This is a genomic window from Streptomyces sp. NBC_00775 (assembly GCF_036347135.1).
Lineage (GTDB): Bacteria > Actinomycetota > Actinomycetes > Streptomycetales > Streptomycetaceae > Streptomyces > Streptomyces lutosisoli.
In genome coordinates this window covers 9496810-9515132 of record NZ_CP108938.1, presented here as the reverse complement: position 1 = coordinate 9515132, position 18323 = coordinate 9496810, and the positions used below count along the sequence as shown (strand labels likewise).

General features: G+C 68.9%; 17 protein-coding genes. 3 read left to right on the top strand and 14 right to left on the bottom strand.

Going from position 1 to position 18323, the window contains the following annotated elements; genetic code table 11:
* Positions 1-88: 88 nt before the first annotated feature.
* The 3 genes from OIC96_RS42315 to OIC96_RS42305 form a co-directional block, all read right to left on the bottom strand.
* Entirely contained in the window at positions 89-754 is a 666-nt protein-coding gene (locus tag OIC96_RS42315) for a response regulator transcription factor (protein WP_330302749.1), read from the bottom strand.
* Positions 751-1995: a sensor histidine kinase gene (locus OIC96_RS42310; protein ID WP_330302750.1), complete on the bottom strand. Its 1245-nt coding sequence runs from the start codon at positions 1993-1995 to the stop codon at positions 751-753. The genes OIC96_RS42315 and OIC96_RS42310 overlap by 4 nt, the downstream gene beginning before the upstream one ends.
* 81 nt (positions 1996-2076) lie before the next feature.
* Positions 2077-2805, bottom strand: coding sequence for a TetR/AcrR family transcriptional regulator (locus tag OIC96_RS42305; RefSeq protein ID WP_330302751.1), 729 nt, complete (start codon positions 2803-2805; stop codon positions 2077-2079).
* A 147-nt stretch (positions 2806-2952) separates the two neighbouring features.
* Here OIC96_RS42305 and OIC96_RS42300 point away from each other — a divergent pair, with 147 nt between their 5' ends.
* The gene (locus OIC96_RS42300) at positions 2953-3402 is read left to right on the top strand and encodes a nitroreductase family deazaflavin-dependent oxidoreductase (protein WP_330302752.1); all 450 of its coding nucleotides are present in this window, start codon (positions 2953-2955) and stop codon (positions 3400-3402) included.
* A gap of 18 nt (positions 3403-3420) precedes the next feature.
* Here the strand turns inward: OIC96_RS42300 and OIC96_RS42295 are convergent, their stop codons facing one another.
* Positions 3421-4626 (bottom strand): geranylgeranyl reductase family protein, encoded by a 1206-nt coding sequence (locus OIC96_RS42295; protein ID WP_330302753.1) that lies wholly within the window; start codon positions 4624-4626, stop codon positions 3421-3423.
* A gap of 184 nt (positions 4627-4810) precedes the next feature.
* Between OIC96_RS42295 and OIC96_RS42290 the strand changes: the two genes are divergently transcribed.
* The gene (locus OIC96_RS42290; protein ID WP_330302754.1) at positions 4811-6166 is read left to right on the top strand and encodes a dipeptidase; all 1356 of its coding nucleotides are present in this window, start codon (positions 4811-4813) and stop codon (positions 6164-6166) included.
* Between the two features lie 176 nt (positions 6167-6342).
* The gene (locus tag OIC96_RS42285) at positions 6343-7398 is read left to right on the top strand and encodes a protein kinase family protein (RefSeq protein WP_330302755.1); all 1056 of its coding nucleotides are present in this window, start codon (positions 6343-6345) and stop codon (positions 7396-7398) included.
* On the opposite strand, the gene OIC96_RS42280 is transcribed toward OIC96_RS42285, so the two are convergent.
* The 10 genes from OIC96_RS42280 to OIC96_RS42235 form a co-directional block, all read right to left on the bottom strand.
* Positions 7371-8441: an ABC transporter ATP-binding protein gene (locus OIC96_RS42280; protein WP_330302756.1), complete on the bottom strand. Its 1071-nt coding sequence runs from the start codon at positions 8439-8441 to the stop codon at positions 7371-7373. The genes OIC96_RS42285 and OIC96_RS42280 overlap by 28 nt on opposite strands.
* The gene (locus OIC96_RS42275) at positions 8438-9535 is read right to left on the bottom strand and encodes an ABC transporter ATP-binding protein (protein WP_406502238.1); all 1098 of its coding nucleotides are present in this window, start codon (positions 9533-9535) and stop codon (positions 8438-8440) included. Before OIC96_RS42275 ends, OIC96_RS42280 begins: the two co-directional genes overlap by 4 nt.
* A 17-nt stretch (positions 9536-9552) precedes the next feature.
* Positions 9553-10473, bottom strand: coding sequence for an ABC transporter permease (locus tag OIC96_RS42270; protein WP_330302758.1), 921 nt, complete (start codon positions 10471-10473; stop codon positions 9553-9555).
* Positions 10466-11452 (bottom strand): ABC transporter permease, encoded by a 987-nt coding sequence (locus OIC96_RS42265; RefSeq protein WP_330302759.1) that lies wholly within the window; start codon positions 11450-11452, stop codon positions 10466-10468. The genes OIC96_RS42270 and OIC96_RS42265 overlap by 8 nt, the downstream gene beginning before the upstream one ends.
* A gap of 100 nt (positions 11453-11552) precedes the next feature.
* On the bottom strand, positions 11553-13367 hold the full coding sequence (locus tag OIC96_RS42260; protein WP_330302760.1) for an ABC transporter family substrate-binding protein: 1815 nt from the start codon (positions 13365-13367) through the stop codon (positions 11553-11555).
* A 205-nt stretch (positions 13368-13572) separates the two neighbouring features.
* The gene (locus OIC96_RS42255; protein WP_330302761.1) at positions 13573-14613 is read right to left on the bottom strand and encodes an NUDIX hydrolase; all 1041 of its coding nucleotides are present in this window, start codon (positions 14611-14613) and stop codon (positions 13573-13575) included.
* A gap of 134 nt (positions 14614-14747) precedes the next feature.
* Positions 14748-14942, bottom strand: coding sequence for a hypothetical protein (locus tag OIC96_RS42250; RefSeq protein ID WP_330302762.1), 195 nt, complete (start codon positions 14940-14942; stop codon positions 14748-14750).
* Positions 14943-15071: 129 nt separating this feature from the next.
* Positions 15072-16001, bottom strand: a complete 930-nt coding sequence (locus OIC96_RS42245; protein WP_330302763.1) for a carbohydrate ABC transporter permease — start codon at positions 15999-16001, stop codon at positions 15072-15074.
* Positions 15998-16873 carry a carbohydrate ABC transporter permease gene (locus OIC96_RS42240; RefSeq protein WP_330309993.1) on the bottom strand — a complete coding sequence of 292 codons (876 nt, stop codon included), beginning with the start codon at positions 16871-16873 and terminating at the stop codon, positions 15998-16000. The genes OIC96_RS42245 and OIC96_RS42240 overlap by 4 nt, the downstream gene beginning before the upstream one ends.
* Before the next feature lie 58 nt (positions 16874-16931).
* A complete protein-coding gene (locus tag OIC96_RS42235) occupies positions 16932-18200 on the bottom strand; it encodes an ABC transporter substrate-binding protein (RefSeq protein ID WP_330302764.1) in 1269 nt (422 codons plus the stop codon).
* Positions 18201-18323: the final 123 nt, after the last annotated feature.

Below are 18323 nucleotides of genomic sequence, written 5' to 3'. Positions count from 1 at the left end.
GGGTGGAGAATTGGGGGGATCCACGAGGGCTGCACGGCACCAGCCCCGTGCCCCGCCGTCGGGCTTCCGACACGAGGGCGGCGCGGGCTCAGCCCAGCCAGCCCGGCCGCACCAACCCCGACTCGTAGGCCAGCACGACCAGTTGGGCCCGGTCGCGGGCGCCCAGCTTGACCATGGTCCGGCTGACGTGGGTCTTCGCCGTGAGCGGGCTGACGACGAGACGACGGGCGATCTCGTCGTTCGAGAGGCCGATGCCGACCAGGGCCATCACCTCCCGTTCCCGCTCGGTGAGTTCGGCGAGGGAGTCGGCGGTCGCGGGTTCCTTGGAACGAGCCGCGAACTCGGAGATCAGCCGGCGCGTCACCCCCGGGGAGAGCAGGGCGTCACCCTCGACCACCGCCCGTACCGCGCGCAGGAGTTCCTCAGGCTCGGTGTCCTTGACCAGGAAGCCGGAGGCTCCGGAACGGATCGCCTCGAAGACGTACTCGTCGAGCTCGAAGGTGGTGAGCATGACCACCTTGACGTCCTTCAGGTCCGCGTCGTCGGTGACCCGACGGGTCGCGGCGAGGCCGTCGAGCAGAGGCATCCGGATGTCCATCAGGACGACGTCGGGGCGCAGTTCGCGCACCTTGCGCACCGCCGCCTCGCCGTCGGCCGCCTCGCCGGCCACCTCGATGTCCGGCTGCGCGTCGAGCAGCGCCTTGAAGCCTGCCCTGACCAATGACTGGTCGTCGGCGAGCAGTACGCGGATCACCGGTCCTCCTTGACCTTCAGCGGCAGTACGGCCAGCACACGGAAGCCTCCGTCGTCGCGCGGGCCGGCCTCGATCGTGCCACCCAGGGACGCGGCACGCTCCCGCATTCCGGCGAGCCCGTTGCCGCTGCCGCCCGCGTCCGCGCCGGTCGCGGGCCCGTCGTCGTCGATCCGCAGCCGCAGTGCGCCCTCCGCGGAACCGAGCCGCACGCGTGCGTGCCGCGACCCCGAGTGCCGTACGACATTGGTGAGCGCCTCCTGGACGATACGGAAGGCGGCCAGGTCGGTGCCCGGCGGAAGCTTCGGGACCTCGCCCTCCCCCTCCACCTCTACCGTCAACCCGGCGCCCGCCGCCTGTTCGACCAGTTCGGGGAGCCGGTCGAGGCCGGGCGCCGGCGCACGCGGCGCCTCCCCCGGCGCGCGCAGTGTGTCGAGCACCTGGCGGACCTCGCCGAGCGCCTCCTTGCTGGCCGCCTTGATGGTGGTGAGCGCCGTGCGCGCCTGCTCGGGGTCGGAGTCGAGGAGCGCGAGACCGACACCCGCCTGCACATTGATCACCGAGATGCTGTGCGCCAGCACGTCGTGCAGTTCGCGGGCGATCCGCAGCCGCTCCTCATCGGCGCGCCGCCGCGCGGCCTGCGCTCGCTCGGCGCGGTCGCGGGCCCATTGTTCTCGACGTACGCGGAGCAGTACCGACAGCGCCACGATCGCCACGATCCAGGTGGCCATGATCCCGTCCTGCCCCCAGGAGGCGGGCCGGTCCCCCGCCGGAGGCAGCCATCGGTACAGCCAGTGCGCCACCAGCACATGCCCGACCCAGAACATGCCGACCGCCGCCCAGGCGGCCGTGCGGTGCCCGGTGACGACCGCGCTGAAGCAGCCCAGGGCGACGGTGAAGAAGACCGGCCCGTACGGATATCCGGCGCCCAGATAGACCATGGCGGCCGCGGCCGTGCCGAACGCGACGAGCACGGGGTGCCGCTGTCGCCAGAGCAGCAGACCGGATCCCACGATCAGCAGTGCCCGCGCGAAGTTGTCGAGCGAAGCACGGTCGCCCTGCTGGGCATGGCCCGCGACTTGGGAACCGATGAGCACGAAGGCGGTCATCAGCAGCGTGGAACGCCACGGCCAGCGGGCGCCACGCTCCTCGTCGCCCCTGAGGTTCCACCCGGGCGGCCCGTGCCGCCACAACGGGGGTGGACCGCCCCACGCCGGGGACCTGGGGGTGCGCTGCTCTTCCATGACGGTCACGCTAGACGCGACAGGACGGCTCCGGCGTCCGCCGGGCGAGGTGATCAGCCGTACTCCCGCCGGAGTACGGCATCACGGGAAGCTCTGCCCCGGGCGCGTGCCGGTCGGTTGAGGGAACACCAGGCCCACACCCTGCGCGAGCTGATCCACCGCGTGCCGGAAGAACGGCTCACGGTCCTCCACGACACGATTGAACTGGCCGAACAACTCGAAGCCGATCAGCCCGTACAGCTGCGCCCACGCGGCCACCAGCGCCACGGCCACCTCGGGCGGCAGGTCGGGCGCGAGGTCGGCGGCCATCCGCTGGGCCTCGGCCTTCAGGTCGGCGGGCAGTGGCGTGCGGGCCACGCCCTTGCCCTGGTAGGCGTCGCGGACGATGCCGATCAGGAGCAGGCCCACCCGGGAAGCGGCGGGGACGGTCGTGTCCGGCGCGGTGTAGCCGGGCACGGGCGAACCGTAGATGAGCGCGTACTCGTGCGGATGCTCCAGCGCCCACCGGCGCGCCGCCAGGCACACGGCGATCCAGCGCTCCCGGGGACCGGAGCCGGCGACTTCCGCGTGCGCCGACTCCGCGGCCTCGCCAAGGGAGTCGTATGCGTCGATGATGAGCGCGGTCAACAGGTCGTCGCGGCTGGGGAAGTAGCGGTACAGCGCGGAGGAGACCATGCCGAGCTCGCGGGCCACGGCGCGCAGCGAGAGCTTGGCGGCGCCCTCCGCCGCGAGCTGTCTGCGCGCCTCGTCCTTGATAGCTGCGGTGACCTCGATCCTGGCTCGGGCCCGTGCCCCTCGTGCGGTACTCATGCGGGGCAGTGTCCCACGTTTTCAGAGCAGTGCACACAAACGAGAGCAGTGCTCTTGCTTTGGATCACCGATCTCGTGCAGACTGCTCTCAAGCGAGAGCAGTGCTCACAAAAGGAAGCAGCGCTCTCTCAATCGATGGGGGTCATCATGTCCACACACGTCCAGAAGCCCGGCTGGTTCACGGTGAACGTCTTCAACCGCGCCGTCGCCTGGATGACCCGCCGCGGCATCAGCATCTGGGGCTCCCGGGTCCTGGCCGTCCGCGGCCGCAAGAGCGGCGAGTGGCGCACGACCCCCGTCAATCTGCTCACCGTGGACGGGGAGCAGTACCTGGTCGCCCCCCGCGGCCACGTCCAGTGGACGCACAACATGCGGGCCGCGGAAGGCGGCGAGCTGCGGCTCGGCAAGCACGTGGACACGTTCACCGCGACCGAGGTCGCCGACGACGACAAGGTCCCGCTGCTGCGCGCCTACCTCAAGCGGTGGAAGGCCGAGGTCGGCGTCTTCTTCGGCGGCGTCGGCCCCGACTCCTCCGACGAGGAGCTGCGGCGCATCGCTCCCGACCACCCGGTCTTCCGGGTCACGCTCAAGAGCTGATCGGCGCTCCGCTGCCACTCACCGGTCGATCGCGGTCAGGACGCGCCCGGCCAGAGGGTGGGAGCGGACCAGCTCGCCGAGCGAAGTCGAACCGCGGGTGATCCCCGCGAAGGCCTTCCAGGCCGGCCGGAAGCTCGTGATCGCCGCGTGGAACATGCGCGGCCGGCGCTCGAAGGCGATCAGCAGCCGCTTGCCGACGCTCATCTCGACGCCGAGGCCCGCCTTGATCGCGAAGGCGTAGTTCAGGGCCTGTCGCCGGGTGTCCACCGCGTCGTGCGCCTCGGCGATCCGCACCGCCCACTCCCCCGCGAGCCGCCCGGAGCGCAGCGCGAAGGAGATGCCCTCGCGGGTCCAGGGTTCGAGCAGCCCCGCCGCGTCGCCGCACACCAGCACCCGGCCGCGCGACAGCGGCGAGTCGTCGGCGCGGCAGCGCGTCAAGTGGCCGGAGGAGACGGCCGGTTCGAAGCCGGCGAGCCCGAGACGGGCGACGAAGTCCTCCAGGTACCGCTTGGTGGCGGCGCCTTCGCCGCGTGCGGAGATCACGCCGACGGTGAGCGTGTCCCCCTTCGGGAAGACCCACCCGTAACTGCCGGGCATGGGACCCCAGTCGATCAGTACCCGTCCCTGCCAGTCCTCGGCGACGGTCTCCGGCACCGGGATCTCCACCTCCAGGCCGAGGTCGACCTGGTCGAGCTTCACCCCGACGTGCGCTCCTATCCGGCTCGCGCTGCCGTCGGCGCCGACGACCGCCCGGGCCAGCACGGTCTCGCCGCCCTGGAGGACCACGGCGACGGTGCGCCGGTCCGGCACGGCGGACCCGTGCTGCTCGACCCGCGAGACCGTCACACCCGTCCGCAGTTCCGCGCCCGCCTTCTGGGCGTGCTCGACGAGCTGCTGATCGAACTCGGGCCGGTTGATCAGCCCGAACAGCATCTGCTTGGAGCGGCGGGTGCGGGCGAACTTGCCGTCCAGCGAGAACGTGACCGCGTGCACCCGGTCCTGGAGCGGCAGCTCGAAGCCGGGTGGCAGCGCATCGCGCGAGGGGCCGATGATGCCGCCGCCGCACGTCTTGTAGCGCGGCAGCTCCGCCTTCTCCAGCAGCAGGACACTGCGTCCCGCGACCGCTGCCGCATAGGCGGCCGACGCCCCGGCGGGCCCCGCGCCGACCACGACGACGTCCCACACCCGCTGCCCGTCGTCCGCCGAAGAGTTCTCGCTGCTCACGATGGTCTACTGCTCCCAGTCCAGCCGTCTGCCGCACTTGTCTCCCGCATCCTACGGCGGGCATCGCCGCAGGCCACTGTGGGAGGATCGGCAGCGTATGCGCCCTGCACACCAGTACGCGCGTACGCACCACCCGATCACCTGTACACAGAAGTACAACGTCGCACCCACAAGGAGCGTGCCCATGTCGTCGAATCCGGTCGCCGAGACCGTCGCCTCGCTCATGCCCAGGGCCAAGGCGGAGCTCACCGAGCTGGTGTCCTTCAAGTCGGTGGCGGACTTCGACCAGTATCCGAAGAGCGAGAGCGAGGGCGCCGCGAACTGGGTCGCCGACGCGCTGCGCGCCGAGGGCTTCCAGGACGTGGCACTGCTCGACACCCCCGACGGGACGCAGTCGGTGTACGGCTACCTGCCCGGGCCCGAGGACGCGAAGACCGTCCTGCTGTACGCGCACTACGACGTGCAGCCGCCGCTGGACGAAGCCGCCTGGGCGACGCCGCCTTTCGAGCTGACGGAGCGCGACGGCCGCTGGTACGGCCGCGGCAGCGCCGACTGCAAGGGCGGCTTCATCATGCACCTCCTCGCGCTGCGTGCGCTGAAGGCGAACGGCGGCGTTCCCGTGAGCGTCAAGGTGATCGTCGAGGGTTCGGAGGAGCAGGGCACGGGCGGCCTTGAGCGGTACGCCGAGGAGCACCCGGAGCTGCTGACCGCCGACACCATCGTCATCGGCGACGCCGGTAACTTCCGGGCGGGTCTGCCGACGGTCACGGCGACCCTGCGCGGTATGACCCTCGTACGCGTCCAGGTGGACACCCTGGAAGGGAACCTGCACTCGGGCCAGTTCGGCGGCGCGGCGCCCGACGCGCTGGCCGCGCTGATCCGCGTGCTGGACTCGTTGCGGTCCGAGGACGGTTCGACGACGGTCGACGGGCTCACCGCAGACGCCCAGTGGGACGGTCTTCAGTACGAGGAAGAGGCGTTCCGTCAGGACGCCAAGGTGCTCGACGGGGTGGAGCTCATCGGCTCCGGCACGGTCGCCGACCGGCTCTGGGCGCGTCCGGCCGTCACCGTCCTCGGCATCGACTGCCCGCCGGTCGTCGGCGCGACCCCGTCCGTGCAGGCGGGCGCCCGTGCGCTGATCAGCCTGCGGGTGCCGCCGGGCATGGACGCGGCCGAGGCGACCAAGCTGCTGCAGGCCCATGTGGAGGCGCACACGCCGTGGGGCGCGCGGGTGAGCACCGAGCAGATCGGCCAGGGCCAGGCGTTCCGCGCCGACACCTCCAGCCCGGCGTACGCGTCGATGGCCGAGGCCATGGCGGTCGCCTACCCGGGCCAGGAGATGCAGTCCGCGGGCATGGGCGGCTCCATTCCACTCTGCAACACCCTCGCCTCGCTGTACCCGCAGACGGAGATCCTCCTCATCGGCCTGAGCGAGCCGGAGGCACAGATCCACGCGGTCAACGAGAGCGTCTCCCCGGACGAGCTGGAGCGCCTCTCGGTCGCGGAGGCGCTGTTCCTGCGCAACTACGCGGCGAGCTGATCGCGACCACCGTCGGCTGAACCGGTCTGCTCGATCGGTCGGACCACAGCGGAGGGCCCTCGCCAGTAGGCGCGGGCCCTCTCCAAGTACCGGGCCCGCAGCCGGTGTTGGAGGAGTGGGAGCGGCACTTCGGAGACCGGCGGACAGGTACGCCGCCCCGCGCCGAGGATGAAGCCATGTCCCACACCGAGCGCCTCGTCACCCACTGCGACATCGCCACGTCTCTCGCCCTCCGGTCCGACCGCGAACTCGTCGAGCTGGTCGAGGCCGGCACCCCCCTCGGCACCGGAATCGGCGGGCGTTCGACGCTGATCGAGGTGGACGGCAGAAGGGTGTTCGTGAAGCGGATGCCGCTCACCGATGTCGAGCGCCGGCCGGAAAACGTCCGGTCCACAGCCAACGTGTTCGGGACGCCCGCCTTCTGCCACTACGGCATCGGCGCCATCCCCAGCCCCGGCTTCGGCGCCTGGCGCGAGCTGGCCACACACGAGATGACGACCAACTGGGTACTGTCCGGCCGGTTCCCGGGCTTCCCCCTGCTGCACCACTGGCGAGCGCTGCCCGACGCGCGGCAGTCACTGCCCGAGGAACTCGCCGACGTGGAGCGGGCCGTGGCCTACTGGGGCGGCGGGCGTGAGCACATCGAGGCACTGCGCACGGCGTCCGCGAGCCTGACGTTGTTCATGGAACACCTGCCGCACACCCTCCACGACTGGTTCTCCGCCCAACTGCGCACCGACGATCCCGACACCGCCTGCGCCCTCGTGGAGCGGGGCCTCGAAGCCGTCACCGGCTTCCTCCACGAGCGGCACCTCCTGCACTTCGACGCCCACTTCGGCAACATCCTCACCGACGGACAGCAGCTCTACCTGGCCGACTACGGCCTCGCCCTCTCACCGCGCTTCCAACTCGCCCCGGCCGAACGCGACTTCTACGACCGTCACCGTCACTACGACCGCGCCTACGCCCTCTCCTACCTGGTGCACTGGCTCGTCGTCGACCAGTACGGCTACGGCAGGGACGAGCGCCAGGACTTCATCCGCGGGTGCGCCGACGGCAGGCGGCCCGAGGGCATCCCCCGGGCCGCCGCCGGGATCATCTCCCGGTACGCACAACTCGCCGCGACGGTGGGCGACTTCAACCGCCGCCTGGAGCAGGAGAGCCGGCTGACTCCGTACCCGTCCGCCGAGACACTCGGGCTCGCCTACAACAGCTCCACGCTCTCCGCGTAGTGACAGGCGACCGGGTTGCCGCCGCCCCGGTCCACCAACGCCGGTATCTCCTCGACGCAGGACGTGCGTTCGCTCTCGCTGAGCCGGCCCGCGAACTTGGGGCAGCGGGTGCGGAAGCGGCAGCCGCTGGGCGGGCGGACGGGGCTCGGGACGTCGCCCTGGATGGTGATCCGTTTCCGTGCGCGCTCCTTACGCGGGTCGGGCAGCGGGATGGCCGAGACGAGGGCCTGGGTGTACGGGTGCGCCGGGCGGGCGAAGAGTTGCCGGGCCGGGGCGATCTCGACCAGTCGGCCCAGGTACATGACGGCCACCCGGCCGGCCACGTGTCGCATCACCGACAGGTCGTGCGCGACGAACAGGAAGGACAGTCCCAGTTCGCTCTGCAGGTCCATCAGCAGGTTGAGGACGCCCGCCTGGATCGACACGTCCAGCGCCGACACCGGCTCGTCGAGGATGATCACCTTGGGACGCAGGGCCAGCGCCCTCGCGATGCCGATGCGTTGGCGCTGGCCGCCGGAGAACTCGTGGGCGAAGCGGTTGCCGTGCTCGGGGTTGAGTCCGACCAGGCGGAGGAGTTCGCGCACCTCGTCCTTGGCGCCGGGGCCGTACTGGCCGTGGATGCGCAGCGGTTCGGCGACGATCTCGTGCACGGAGATCCGCGGGTCGAGGGAGGCGTACGGGTCCTGGAAGACGATCTGCAGCTCACGCCTGAGCGGCCGCATCCGGCGTCTGCTCAGCTCGGTGAGCTCGCGCCCCCGGTAGCGGACCTGGCCGGAGGTGGCCCGCTCCAGGCCCAGTACGGTGCGGGAGATCGTCGTCTTGCCCGAGCCCGACTCCCCTACCAGGCCCAGGGTTTCGTTCTCGAACAGGTCGAAGGAGACCCCGCAGACGGCGTGCACATCGCCGACCCGCCGGCGGATGACGCCCCGGGACATGACCGGGAAGTGCTTGACGAGATCGCGGACTTGAAGGACCGGCTCACCGGTGCCACCGTGGCCGGGCAGCGGAGGCAGGGGTGCGGTGGCCTGCGCGGGCGCGGTCATACGGAGTCCTCCTCGGGGTGGGTGACGGGTGCCGCGTCGGCGAAGCGGGCCAGGGCCTCGGAGTCGGCGCCCACCGCGTCGAAGACCTGGTCGGCACCGGTGTCGACGAGTTCGTCGGCGAAGTGGCAGGCGCTGAGGTGCAGATCGTGGCCCGCCCGGCGCAGGGCGGGCTCGTCGGTGTCGCACATGTCCCGCCGCATGGGGCAGCGGGGCGCGAAGGGGCAGCCCGGCGGCAGGTTCAGCAGCGAGGGCGGTGATCCGCCGATCGGGGTGAGACGTTCCTCCTCACGGTCGAGGCGGGGCAGGGAGCCGAGCAGGCCCAGGGTGTAGGGCATGCGCGGGGTGTAGAAGATGTCCTCGACGGAGCCGGTCTCCACGATCCGGCCCGCGTACATGACGGCGACCCGGTCGGTGTGGCCGGCGACCACACCCAGGTCGTGGGTGATGAGGACCAGGGCCGCGCCGGTCTCGGCGCGGGCGGTCTCCAGGGCGTCGAGGATCTGCGCCTGCACGGTGACGTCGAGCGCGGTGGTCGGCTCGTCGGCGATGATCACGTCCGGATCGTTGGCCATGGCGATGGCGATGACGACACGCTGGCGCATACCGCCCGACAGCTCGTGCGGATAGCTGTCGACGCGGCGCTCGGGGCTGGGGATGCCGACGATGCCGAGCAGGTCGACGGCCCGAGCGCGGGCGGCTCTGCCCTTGAGCTCCGGGTTGTGCCGCAGCAGGGTCTCGGTGATCTGATAGCCCACGGGATAGACCGGGTTGAGCGAGGTCATCGGATCCTGGAAGATCATCGCGATGCCGCTGCCGCGCAGGTCCGACAGTCGCGCGTCGGACAGCCCCAGCAGCTCGGTGCCCTCGAACCGTACCGAGCCGCGCACCCGGGCGCCGGCCGGCAGCAGCCCCATCACGGCCAGGGCGGTGACGGACTTGCCGGACCCGGACTCGCCCACGATGCCGAGCGAGTCCCCGCGGTCCAGCTGGTAGCCGACGCCGCGTACGGCCCGTACGATCCCGTCCTCCGTGGAGAACTCCACGCTCAGGTCCTCGACTTCGAGCACGGTGTCGGTGACCGGGACCTCGTGCACTCCATGACTCGTGGTCGTCACTGTCGCACCCTTTGCTGCCGGGGATCGAAGGCGTCGCGCAGCCCGTCGCCGATGAAGTTGATGGTCAGGGCGATGGCGATGATGAACGCGCCGGGGATGTAGAAGAGCCAGGGCCGGGTGTCCACCGCCGTCTGCGCCTGGGAGACCAGCAGCCCCAGCGAGGTGTCGGGGGGTTGGACGCCGAAGCCGAGGAAGGACAGGGCGGTCTCGGTGAGGATGCCCGTGGCCACCAGGATCGTCGCGTTGACGATGATCGGGCCGAGCGCGTTCGGCAGCAGATGGCGGAAGATGATCCGCGCGTCCGAGGCGCCGAGCGCCCGCGCCGCCTCCACGAACTCCTTCTCGCGCAGCGACAGCACGGCGGAGCGCACGACCCGGGATACGTACGCCCAGGTCAGCCCGGCGATCACCAGCGCGATCCAGTACCAGGAGCCGCCGGTGCGGGAGGAGATGACCAGGGCGATGGCGAACAGGGGCAGCGTCAGGACGAGATCGGCGACGCGCATCATGACGGCGTCGACGACACCCCGGTAGAAGCCGGCGATGGCTCCCCAGATCGCGCCGACCAGGGTGGAGCCGAGCGCGATCATGATGGCGATCTTGAGTGAGGTCTGGGTGCCGCGCATGACCTGTGCATAGGCGTCGTATCCCGAGGAGTTGGTGCCGAAGGGGTGCTTCCAGGACGGCGCCTGGGAGTTGTCCGGCGTGTACTTCTGGTACGAGTAGTGCCACAGGTGCGGGCCGATGAACGCCCACAGGAGAATCAGCACGAACACCACGAGGCTGGCCATGGCGGCCCGGTGGCGCACGAAGCGGCGCAGCACCAGCTGGGTCTGGCTGCGCTGCCGTACCGTGAACTCGTGCTCGGCACGCGGCTGTTGGGTGCCCGCGGATCCGGGTGCCTCGATGTCAGTCATAGCGGATCCTCGGGTCGAGTACGGCATAGAGGAGATCGGCGATGAGGTTGAACCCGATGACGACTACGGCGGAGAGCAGCAGCCAGGCCATGGTGCGGTAGACGTCGAGGGTCGTCGCGGCCTGGACCAGCATCTCGCCCATGCCGTGCCACTGGAAGATCGTTTCCGTGATCACCGCGCCGCCCAGGATGATCGCGATGTCGAGCGCGGTGACGGTGGCGAGCGGGATGAGCGCGGTGCGCAGCGCGTGCCGCGTCATGACCTTGCCGCGGCGCAGCCCCTTGGCGCGGGCGAGCCGTACGTAGTCGCTGTTGAGGACTTCCAGCATGGAGGCGCGGGTGTAGCGGGTCCAGGACGCGAAGGAGACCAGGGCGAGGGTGATGGTGGGCAGGATCAGATGGCCGATGTGGTCGGTGAACTCGTTCCAGGTGGTGTCGACTTCGAGGTACGCCGACTTCTCACCGATCGTGCCGAGGAACTGGCTGCCGGTCTTCTCGTTGAACCAGATCCCGGCCTGCTTGAGCAGAACGGCGAACCAGAACACCGGCATGGCGAGGAACAGGAAGCCGAAGAAGGTGATGGTGTAGTCGGCGGAGGAGTACTGCCGGAGCGCGCTGAACACCCCGAACACCACGGCCAGGATCAGCGCGATGATCATCGCGGCGGCGACCAGCGTCACGGTCACCTTGAAGCGGGTGAACAGGTCGTGCCCGATGTCGAGGTTGGCCTGCACGGACGGACCGAAGTCGCCGTGCAGTACTCCGGTGATCCAGTTCCAGTAGCGCTCCACCGCGGGTTGGTCGGCGTGGATGTGCCGGGCGAACGCGGTCACGGCCGCCTTGCTGGGGGCCGGCTGCCGCGAGGTGGCGAAGTTGGCCACCGGGTCACCCGAGTTGATGACGACCAGGAACACGATGAACGTCGAGACGATGAGGACGGGGATCGAGACGAGGATGCGGCGCACGGTGTAGGCGAGCATGCGGTCTTCTCTCGGGGCCGACGGGTTGGAGATGCCGTCCGTGGGCGGGGCCCGGCCCCGGTGTCGCCGGAGCCGGGCTCAGCGAGGAGTGTTGCCGGGCCTACTTCTTGAGGCCCCACTCCGCGGTGTTGTACGGCGGGCCCACGTTCGTGGAGTTGTTCCGCATGTTCACGAACCGCGTCTGGACGGCGAGGAACGTCGGCTTCTGGTACAGCGGAAGGACATAGGCGTCGTTCACCATGATCGAGTCGGCCTGGTTGAGGAGCGCCGCGGCCTTCGCCGCGTCCGTCTCGCCCACGGCCTGCGCGATCAGGGAATCGGCCTTCTTGTTGCTGTAGCCGCCGTAGTTGCCACCACCGCCGGTGGACCAGTTCTGCTGGGCGCCGCTGCTCGGGAACGGCGAGGCGACCCAGGCGAAGACGATGATGTCGTACTGGTGGCCGGCCAGTACCGTGCCGAGGTCGGCGGCGCCGATCGGCTTGATGGTGATCTTGATGCCGAGGTTGCCGAGGGCGCTCTGCAGGATCTGGCACTCGCTCTGCCGGATCTGGTTACCGGTGGTGTAACGGCAGTTGAAGGGACCGACGGCCTTGCCGTCCGGTGCCTTCAACGCGCTCCCGACCCCGGTGAACTTGGCGTCCGTGAGGTACTGCTTGGCCTTGGCGAGATCACCGGACCCCTGACCGCTCGCGTTGACCACGTCCTGGTAACCGGCCTGCCCGGGTACGTAGTTGTGGTTGCCGAGCTGCTTCACCGTGGGATCGAACTGGGCCACGGTCTTGGCCATGATGTCCTTGATGCTGATGGCCGTGAACATCGCCTGGCGCAGCGCGGTGTACTTGCCGATCACCGGGTTGTGCAGGTTGAGGTCGAAGTGCTCCCAGGTCAGTCCGCTGCCGATGGTGTAGGTGACGTTCGGGATGGCCTTGACCTGGTTGACGAGGTCCACCTCGGGCTGCGGGTAGATGCCCTGCACCTCGTTGTTGCGCAGGGCGATCGGCTCCTGGGTGGCGTCCGAGATCACCTTGAAGATCAGCCGCTGGAGGGTCGCCTTCTTCGCGCCCGTCCACTTGGGGTCGGGGACGAAGGTCGCGTGGTCGTTGTCCGTCCAGTCCTGCATCTTGTACGCGCCGGCCGTCGCGTACTTGGAGGGCGGGGTCTTGAGGAAGTACTGCCAGCCCTGGGTCATCTGAGCGGCCGTCATATGGGCGGCGTCGCCGGCCGTGGCGCCCGACAGCTTCTCGACGACATGCGCCGGATACATCGGGTAGCCCCCGCCGAACAGCGACTTCCAGTCCGAGTACGGCTTGGACATCACCATGGTGACGGTCTTGCCGCCGTCAGAAGGGGTGAGGGACTTGATGCGGTCGTAGCCGGCGGTGCTCTGCGGCAGACAGCCCTTGGTCTGGCTGGCGTCGCCGGCGGGTGGCGGCGGGCAGTCCTTGCCGTTGTTGGTGCGCCAGTAGTAGATGAAGTCGTCGGCCGTGATGGGCGTGCCGTCGTTCCACGACGCCTTCGGGTTGATCTTGTAGACGATGGTCTGCGGACTGGTACTGGTCTGGGTCGCCGAAGTGACCAGATCGGTGTTGAGGCCGACGGAGAAGTCGGGCCGGGGTATGAACACCTGGGGCAGGACGACCTCCAGGGCCTCCCCGTTCTCGAAGGTGTTGCCGTTGACGTCCTGCACGTTCCACTGCTGGATGTTCTTCTCCAGCGTGTACGTGAAGGTGCCTCCGGACTTGGTGGCGGCCGCGTTGCAGGTGTTCGCCTTGCCCTGTGTGCTGCACGACGACAACCCCGCGGAGCTGCTCTTGTGGGTGCTGTTCCCGCCGCCGCTGCTACAGGCGGCCAGGACCAGCGTGAGCCCCGCGGCGAGCGTGAAGCCCTTTGTGAGGGCAGATGAGTGCGCGCGCATGTCCCTCCTTCAGCCGGCGGTGTATCCGGCCTTGTTGGGGCGGCCCAGGGCCGCGCAGAGGTGATCTGCACATTCACGGTAGGACTGTCAAATTTCTTCGTAAGTTCCCGCGCCATATCGGGATGGCGTCGATTCACCCTCGCTTCCCCCTTGGATCCCCCTCGCTTCTCTCTCGGAACTCCACATGCCGGGCAAAGTAGCGACGTCAGCCGACCGGAATCCCGGCCTCCAGATAGAGCGCCGCCCCACGCTCGCGCGCCCGCAGCGCCCAGCACAGCCGTTCATAGCGCACCGGCGGCAGCAGATCGGCCGCCTCCCGCTCCGTGACGAAGCGCCAGTCACGCAGCTCGGGCCCGGGCAGCAGCAGCCGCTGGGCCGCCGCGGTGTCGAGCCGACCGCCGTCGAAGAGCAGCCGCAGACCGCCGAAACCGGGGGGCACGGGCGATTCCCAGTCGACGACGAGGAGGGCGGGCACGTCGTCGAGGGTGATGCCGGTCTCCTCGGTGACCTCGCGCATGCCCGCGCGCGCGGGCGCCTCGCCGGGTTCGACGACGCCGCCGGGGAACTCCCAGCCGGCCTTGTACGTCGGGTCGACGAGCAGCACCCGGTCCTGCTCGTCGAAGAGGAGCACCCCCGCGGCGACGGTCTCCGCGGTGGGTTCGGGCGTCTGCACGATGTCGCACACGGGTACGTCCCCGGTGCGTACGGCGTCGGCGATGCGCAGGGCGGTGTCGTACGGGGTGAGCGCGCTGGTGTCCACGGGGTGGGCGTCGGCGGTGAGCCAGGAGGCGAGCGCGGCCCGGTAGGGCTCGATGTGGTCGTAGGACCACTGGCGCACGCGCAGGTCACCGTCGGGCAGGTCCGGGGGCACCGCGCGCCCGGCTATTCGCTCGCGCAGGATCGTTTCCGCCGGGGCGAGGAGCACATGGCGTACGGGTATCCGGCGCGCGGCGAGGCCGCCGAAGATCTCGTCGCGGTACTCCTGGCGGAGCAGGGTCATCGGGACCACGAGGACGCCGCCGAGTTCGGCGAGCATGGCGGCCGCGGTGTCGACCACCAGGCGTCGCCAGATCGGCAGGTCCTGGAAGTCGCCGACCTCGGCGAGGCGTTTGGGCGGCAGCAGGTGCGTGAGTGCGCCGCCGATGACCTCGGGGTCGAAGAGCGTGCTGTTCGGGATCAGCTCGATCAGTTCCCGTGCGGTGGTTGTCTTCCCCGCACCGAACGCACCGTTGATCCAGACGATCACGGTTCCCCCTCTTCTGTTGGCCCCCTGTGGCTTGCCCGCTCCACCCTGCCACGGAAACCAGGCCCTGATGAGGGCGCCGACGCGCGGCGCCGGTGCCCGTCCCAGGGGGCACCGGCGCCGCGCGTGCGGACCCTTCAGGAGTTCTGCCCCAGCGTGCGCTCGTCCATCGCCAGGCTGTCACTGCTGGCGGTGTGATCGAGGGTGCTGACGGTGTCGTTGAGGTTCAGATCGCCGAGGACGTCGCTGTCCGTGGCATGGGACGGGGTGATCGCCGCGACGACGAACCCGGTGGCGAGGGAGGCGATGGCGAGCATGCTGCGCTTCTTCATGCCCCGTTCAACTGAGGAAGAGCGCGGGGGTCACGCTCCGACAGGCCGACCGGTGGAGCGGATACGGTCGCGCACGCGCCCTACGAGGTCGCCGGCCGCGCCCCGCAGTAACGTTCACACAGGTCAGCCTCACCCCTTCGTCGACCCCAGCGTCAGCCCCGCGATGAAGTGCCGTTGCAGCAGCAGGAACACCAGGATCGTCGGGAGGGCGACGAGGACCGAGCCCGCCGCGAGGAGGTTGTAGTCGGTGAAGAACTGACCCCTCAGATTGTTCAACGATGACGTGATCGGCAGTTTGTCCGGGTTCGAGATGAAGATCAGGGCCCAGAGGAAGTCGTTGTAGATCCAGGTGAATTCGAGGGTGCCCAGAGCTGCCAGGGCCGGGCGGCACAACGGGAGAGTGATGCGCCAGAACTGGGTCCAGACGCCCGCGCCGTCGACGATCGCGGCCTCCAGGATCTCCTGCGGCAGCGTCCGCATGAAATTGGCGAGCACGAAGACGCAGAAGCCCAGTTGGAAGCCGATGTTGACGATGATGACGGCCCAGTAGGAGTCGTACATCATCTGGGAGTCGGACATCCACCACGGCAGCGGGATCTTGTTGAACAGGACGTACAGCGGGGTGACGATCACCTGCTGGGGCAGCAGATTGCCCGCCGTGAAGAACATCAGGAGCACCAGGCCGCCGCGCAGCTTCAGACGGGAGACCGCGAAGGCGACGAACGAGGCCAGGAAGAGGGTGATCAGCACACCTGGCACGGCGATCAGGAGCGTGTTGGTGAAGTACTTGCCCATGCCGGACTCCGTGTAGGCCCGGCGGTAGTACGCGAACGACAGGTGCCTGGGGAACGAGAAGTAGCCGTGCTGCGCCGTCTCCTCGTACGGCCGCAGTGAGGCGTAGACGGCGAGCAGGAGTGGTGCGAGGAAGGCCAGGGAGACGGCCATCAGGAAGATGTGCACCCCGAAGCGGCCGCGACGCGAAGGCCGGTGGGGCGTGGACGACGACGCGGACGCGGCGACCGTACGGGTGGGCGCACTGGCGCGGATGTCGGCTGTCATCGGTCGCGCGCACCTCGCAGCTCTTGGACCAGGAACGTCACGATGAACCCCAGGGAGACGGTGAGCAGGACGACCGCGATGGCGGAGCCGAATCCGATGCGGCTGGCTTCCCCGATGATGTTGTCGGTGATCAGGACGGAGAGCAGTTCCAGGCCGTTGCGGCCCTTGTTGACCGCGTAGACGATGTCGAAGGCGCGCAGCGCCTCGATAACGGTGATCACGCCGACGATGACGTTGACCGGGCGGAGGGTGGGGAAGACGACGCGGAAGAAGGTCTGCCGCTCGTTGGCGCCGTCGATGGCGGCCGCTTCCTTGAGCTGCGGGTCGACGGACTTGAGTCCGGCGAGGTAGAGGATCATGACGTAGCCCGTGTGCCGCCAGCTCGCCGCGATCATCATCATCCAGAGGTTGATGTGCGAGTCGCCGAGCCAGTCGACCGGGTTGTCGTGGTTGTTGAGAATCGTGTTGATGACGCCCTGGTCGGTGCCCAGGATCAGCTGGGCCATGAAGCCGACGATGGCGAGCGAGAGCACGACCGGCAGGTAGATCGTGGACTGGTAGAAGCGGCTGAAGCGGACGCCCCGGTCGATGAGGACGGCCAGGAAGAGGCCGAACGGGGTCGCGATCAGGCCGAGGAACAGCAGCCACAGGATGTTGTGGCGGACGGCCGGCCAGAAGACCGGGTAGTTCTCGACCATGTTCTTGTAGTTGTCACCGCCGACCCAGTGGATGTCGCCGACGCCGTCCCAGGAGGTGAAGGAGAGTCCGATGGAGGCGAGGGTCGGGCCCCAGATGATGACGATGTCCAGCAGGATCGGTATGCCGAGGAGCACGCCGAGGACGACGACGTCGCGGCGGGTGAACCGCCGCATCCGCCGTCGTCCGGCGCGCCGTGGGATGTTGAGCGCCACGGAACGTCTTCCCCCAGGTTCAGCCGACGGGCGACGAGAAGATGGTCTTCTTCTGTCGTTCGATGCTGTTGCAGAGACCGTCGACGTCCTTCGGGTTGCCGATGAAGTCCTGGATCGCCTTGATCATCACGGTCGAGGCGAAGTCGGGCCGGGTGTCGCGGTCCATGAACTGTGAGATCTGCTTCGCGCCGGAGACGAGCTGGGCCGATTTCTTCTGCAGGGCGCTGTACTTGGAGGTGTCGGCGCCGTCGTTGACGGCCACGTTGTTGGGGTCGAGGGCGAGGTAGGTGTCCTCCGCCTTGGGCGTGCCCAGCCACTTCAGCAGGGCTTTGGCGCCGTCGAGGTTCTTCGACTTCCTGGCGACGAGGAAGCCGTCGATGGGCGCCTCCACGGCGTCCTGCGCGTACTGCGGGTCGATCTCGGGGAAGGCGAAGAAGTCGATGTCGTCGCGTTCGCTCTCCGGGAACTGGGTTCCGGGGTGCGGCATTCCGAAGACCGCCATGCCGGTCTTGCGCTGCTGGAGGCTCTGCCCGGCCTCCTCCCAGGTTCGGCCGAGGGCGCCCTTCTGGTAGTACGGCATGAGTTCGCGCCAGGTGTCGAAGACGTTCTTGACCTTGGTGTCGGTCCACGACTCCTTGCCGGCCATCAGGGACTTGTGGAAGTCATATCCGTTCAGGCGCATGTCGATGTAGTCGAAGGTGCCCATCGCGGGCCAGCCGTCCTTGTCGCAGAAGGCGACCGGTACGCCGTCCTTCGACATCTTCTTGGCGAGTGCGATGAACTCGTCCCACGTCTTGGGCTGTTGGTAACCCTTGCTCTGGAAGAGGCTCTTCCGGTGGAAGACGGCCCACGGGTAGTAGTAATAGGGCACGAAGTACTGCTTCCCCGCGTGCGTCGACTGCTCCTTGAGCGCGTCCGAGAATCCGCTGAAGCCGCCCCACACATCACTGATCTCGTGCAGGAGCCCCTTCTCCGCGAAGTACTGCATGCGGTATCCGGCGAACCACATGAAGACGTCGTCGGGTGTGCCCTGGAGATAGCGGTTGATGTTCTCCTGGAAGTCGTTGTGATCCTTGGTGTTGACCTTGACCTTCTTGCCGGACTTCTTCTCGTACGCCGTGAAGGCCGCCGCGTACGCCTTCTTGGGCACCGGGTCCGAGGCGTTGGACCCCACGGTCACTTCGTTCTTGTTTCCCCCGGGTCCGTCGCCGCACGCGGACAGCAGGGCGGGGAGCGTGACCGCACCGGCTCCGACGGCCGCACCACGCAAGAGATTTCGCCGGGACATCCGATGTCCTGTCGTACCTCCGGGTACGACAAGTCCCTTCAACGATGACTGTGCCATGTCCCCCTCCTCGGGGTGCCACCCAACACAACCGAACGCGAGGCTTGGATCTCACTCCCATGTGGC

What these genes read in the sequence shown, in the direction of transcription:
- OIC96_RS42310 (WP_330302750.1), bottom strand. Translation starts at nt 1,995, where the DNA reads ATGGAAGAGCAGCGCACCCCCAGGTCCCCGGCGTGGGGCGGTCCACCC.
- OIC96_RS42305 (WP_330302751.1), bottom strand. Translation starts at nt 2,805, where the DNA reads ATGAGTACCGCACGAGGGGCACGGGCCCGAGCCAGGATCGAGGTCACC.
- OIC96_RS42300 (WP_330302752.1), top strand. Translation starts at nt 2,953, where the DNA reads ATGTCCACACACGTCCAGAAGCCCGGCTGGTTCACGGTGAACGTCTTC.
- OIC96_RS42290 (WP_330302754.1), top strand. Translation starts at nt 4,811, where the DNA reads ATGTCGTCGAATCCGGTCGCCGAGACCGTCGCCTCGCTCATGCCCAGG.
- OIC96_RS42285 (WP_330302755.1), top strand. Translation starts at nt 6,343, where the DNA reads ATGTCCCACACCGAGCGCCTCGTCACCCACTGCGACATCGCCACGTCT.
- OIC96_RS42280 (WP_330302756.1), bottom strand. Translation starts at nt 8,441, where the DNA reads ATGACCGCGCCCGCGCAGGCCACCGCACCCCTGCCTCCGCTGCCCGGC.
- OIC96_RS42270 (WP_330302758.1), bottom strand. Translation starts at nt 10,473, where the DNA reads ATGACTGACATCGAGGCACCCGGATCCGCGGGCACCCAACAGCCGCGT.
- OIC96_RS42265 (WP_330302759.1), bottom strand. Translation starts at nt 11,452, where the DNA reads ATGCTCGCCTACACCGTGCGCCGCATCCTCGTCTCGATCCCCGTCCTC.
- OIC96_RS42260 (WP_330302760.1), bottom strand. Translation starts at nt 13,367, where the DNA reads ATGCGCGCGCACTCATCTGCCCTCACAAAGGGCTTCACGCTCGCCGCG.
- OIC96_RS42250 (WP_330302762.1), bottom strand. Translation starts at nt 14,942, where the DNA reads ATGAAGAAGCGCAGCATGCTCGCCATCGCCTCCCTCGCCACCGGGTTC.
- OIC96_RS42245 (WP_330302763.1), bottom strand. Translation starts at nt 16,001, where the DNA reads ATGACAGCCGACATCCGCGCCAGTGCGCCCACCCGTACGGTCGCCGCG.
- OIC96_RS42240 (WP_330309993.1), bottom strand. Translation starts at nt 16,873, where the DNA reads ATGCGGCGGTTCACCCGCCGCGACGTCGTCGTCCTCGGCGTGCTCCTC.
- OIC96_RS42235 (WP_330302764.1), bottom strand. Translation starts at nt 18,200, where the DNA reads ATGTCCCGGCGAAATCTCTTGCGTGGTGCGGCCGTCGGAGCCGGTGCG.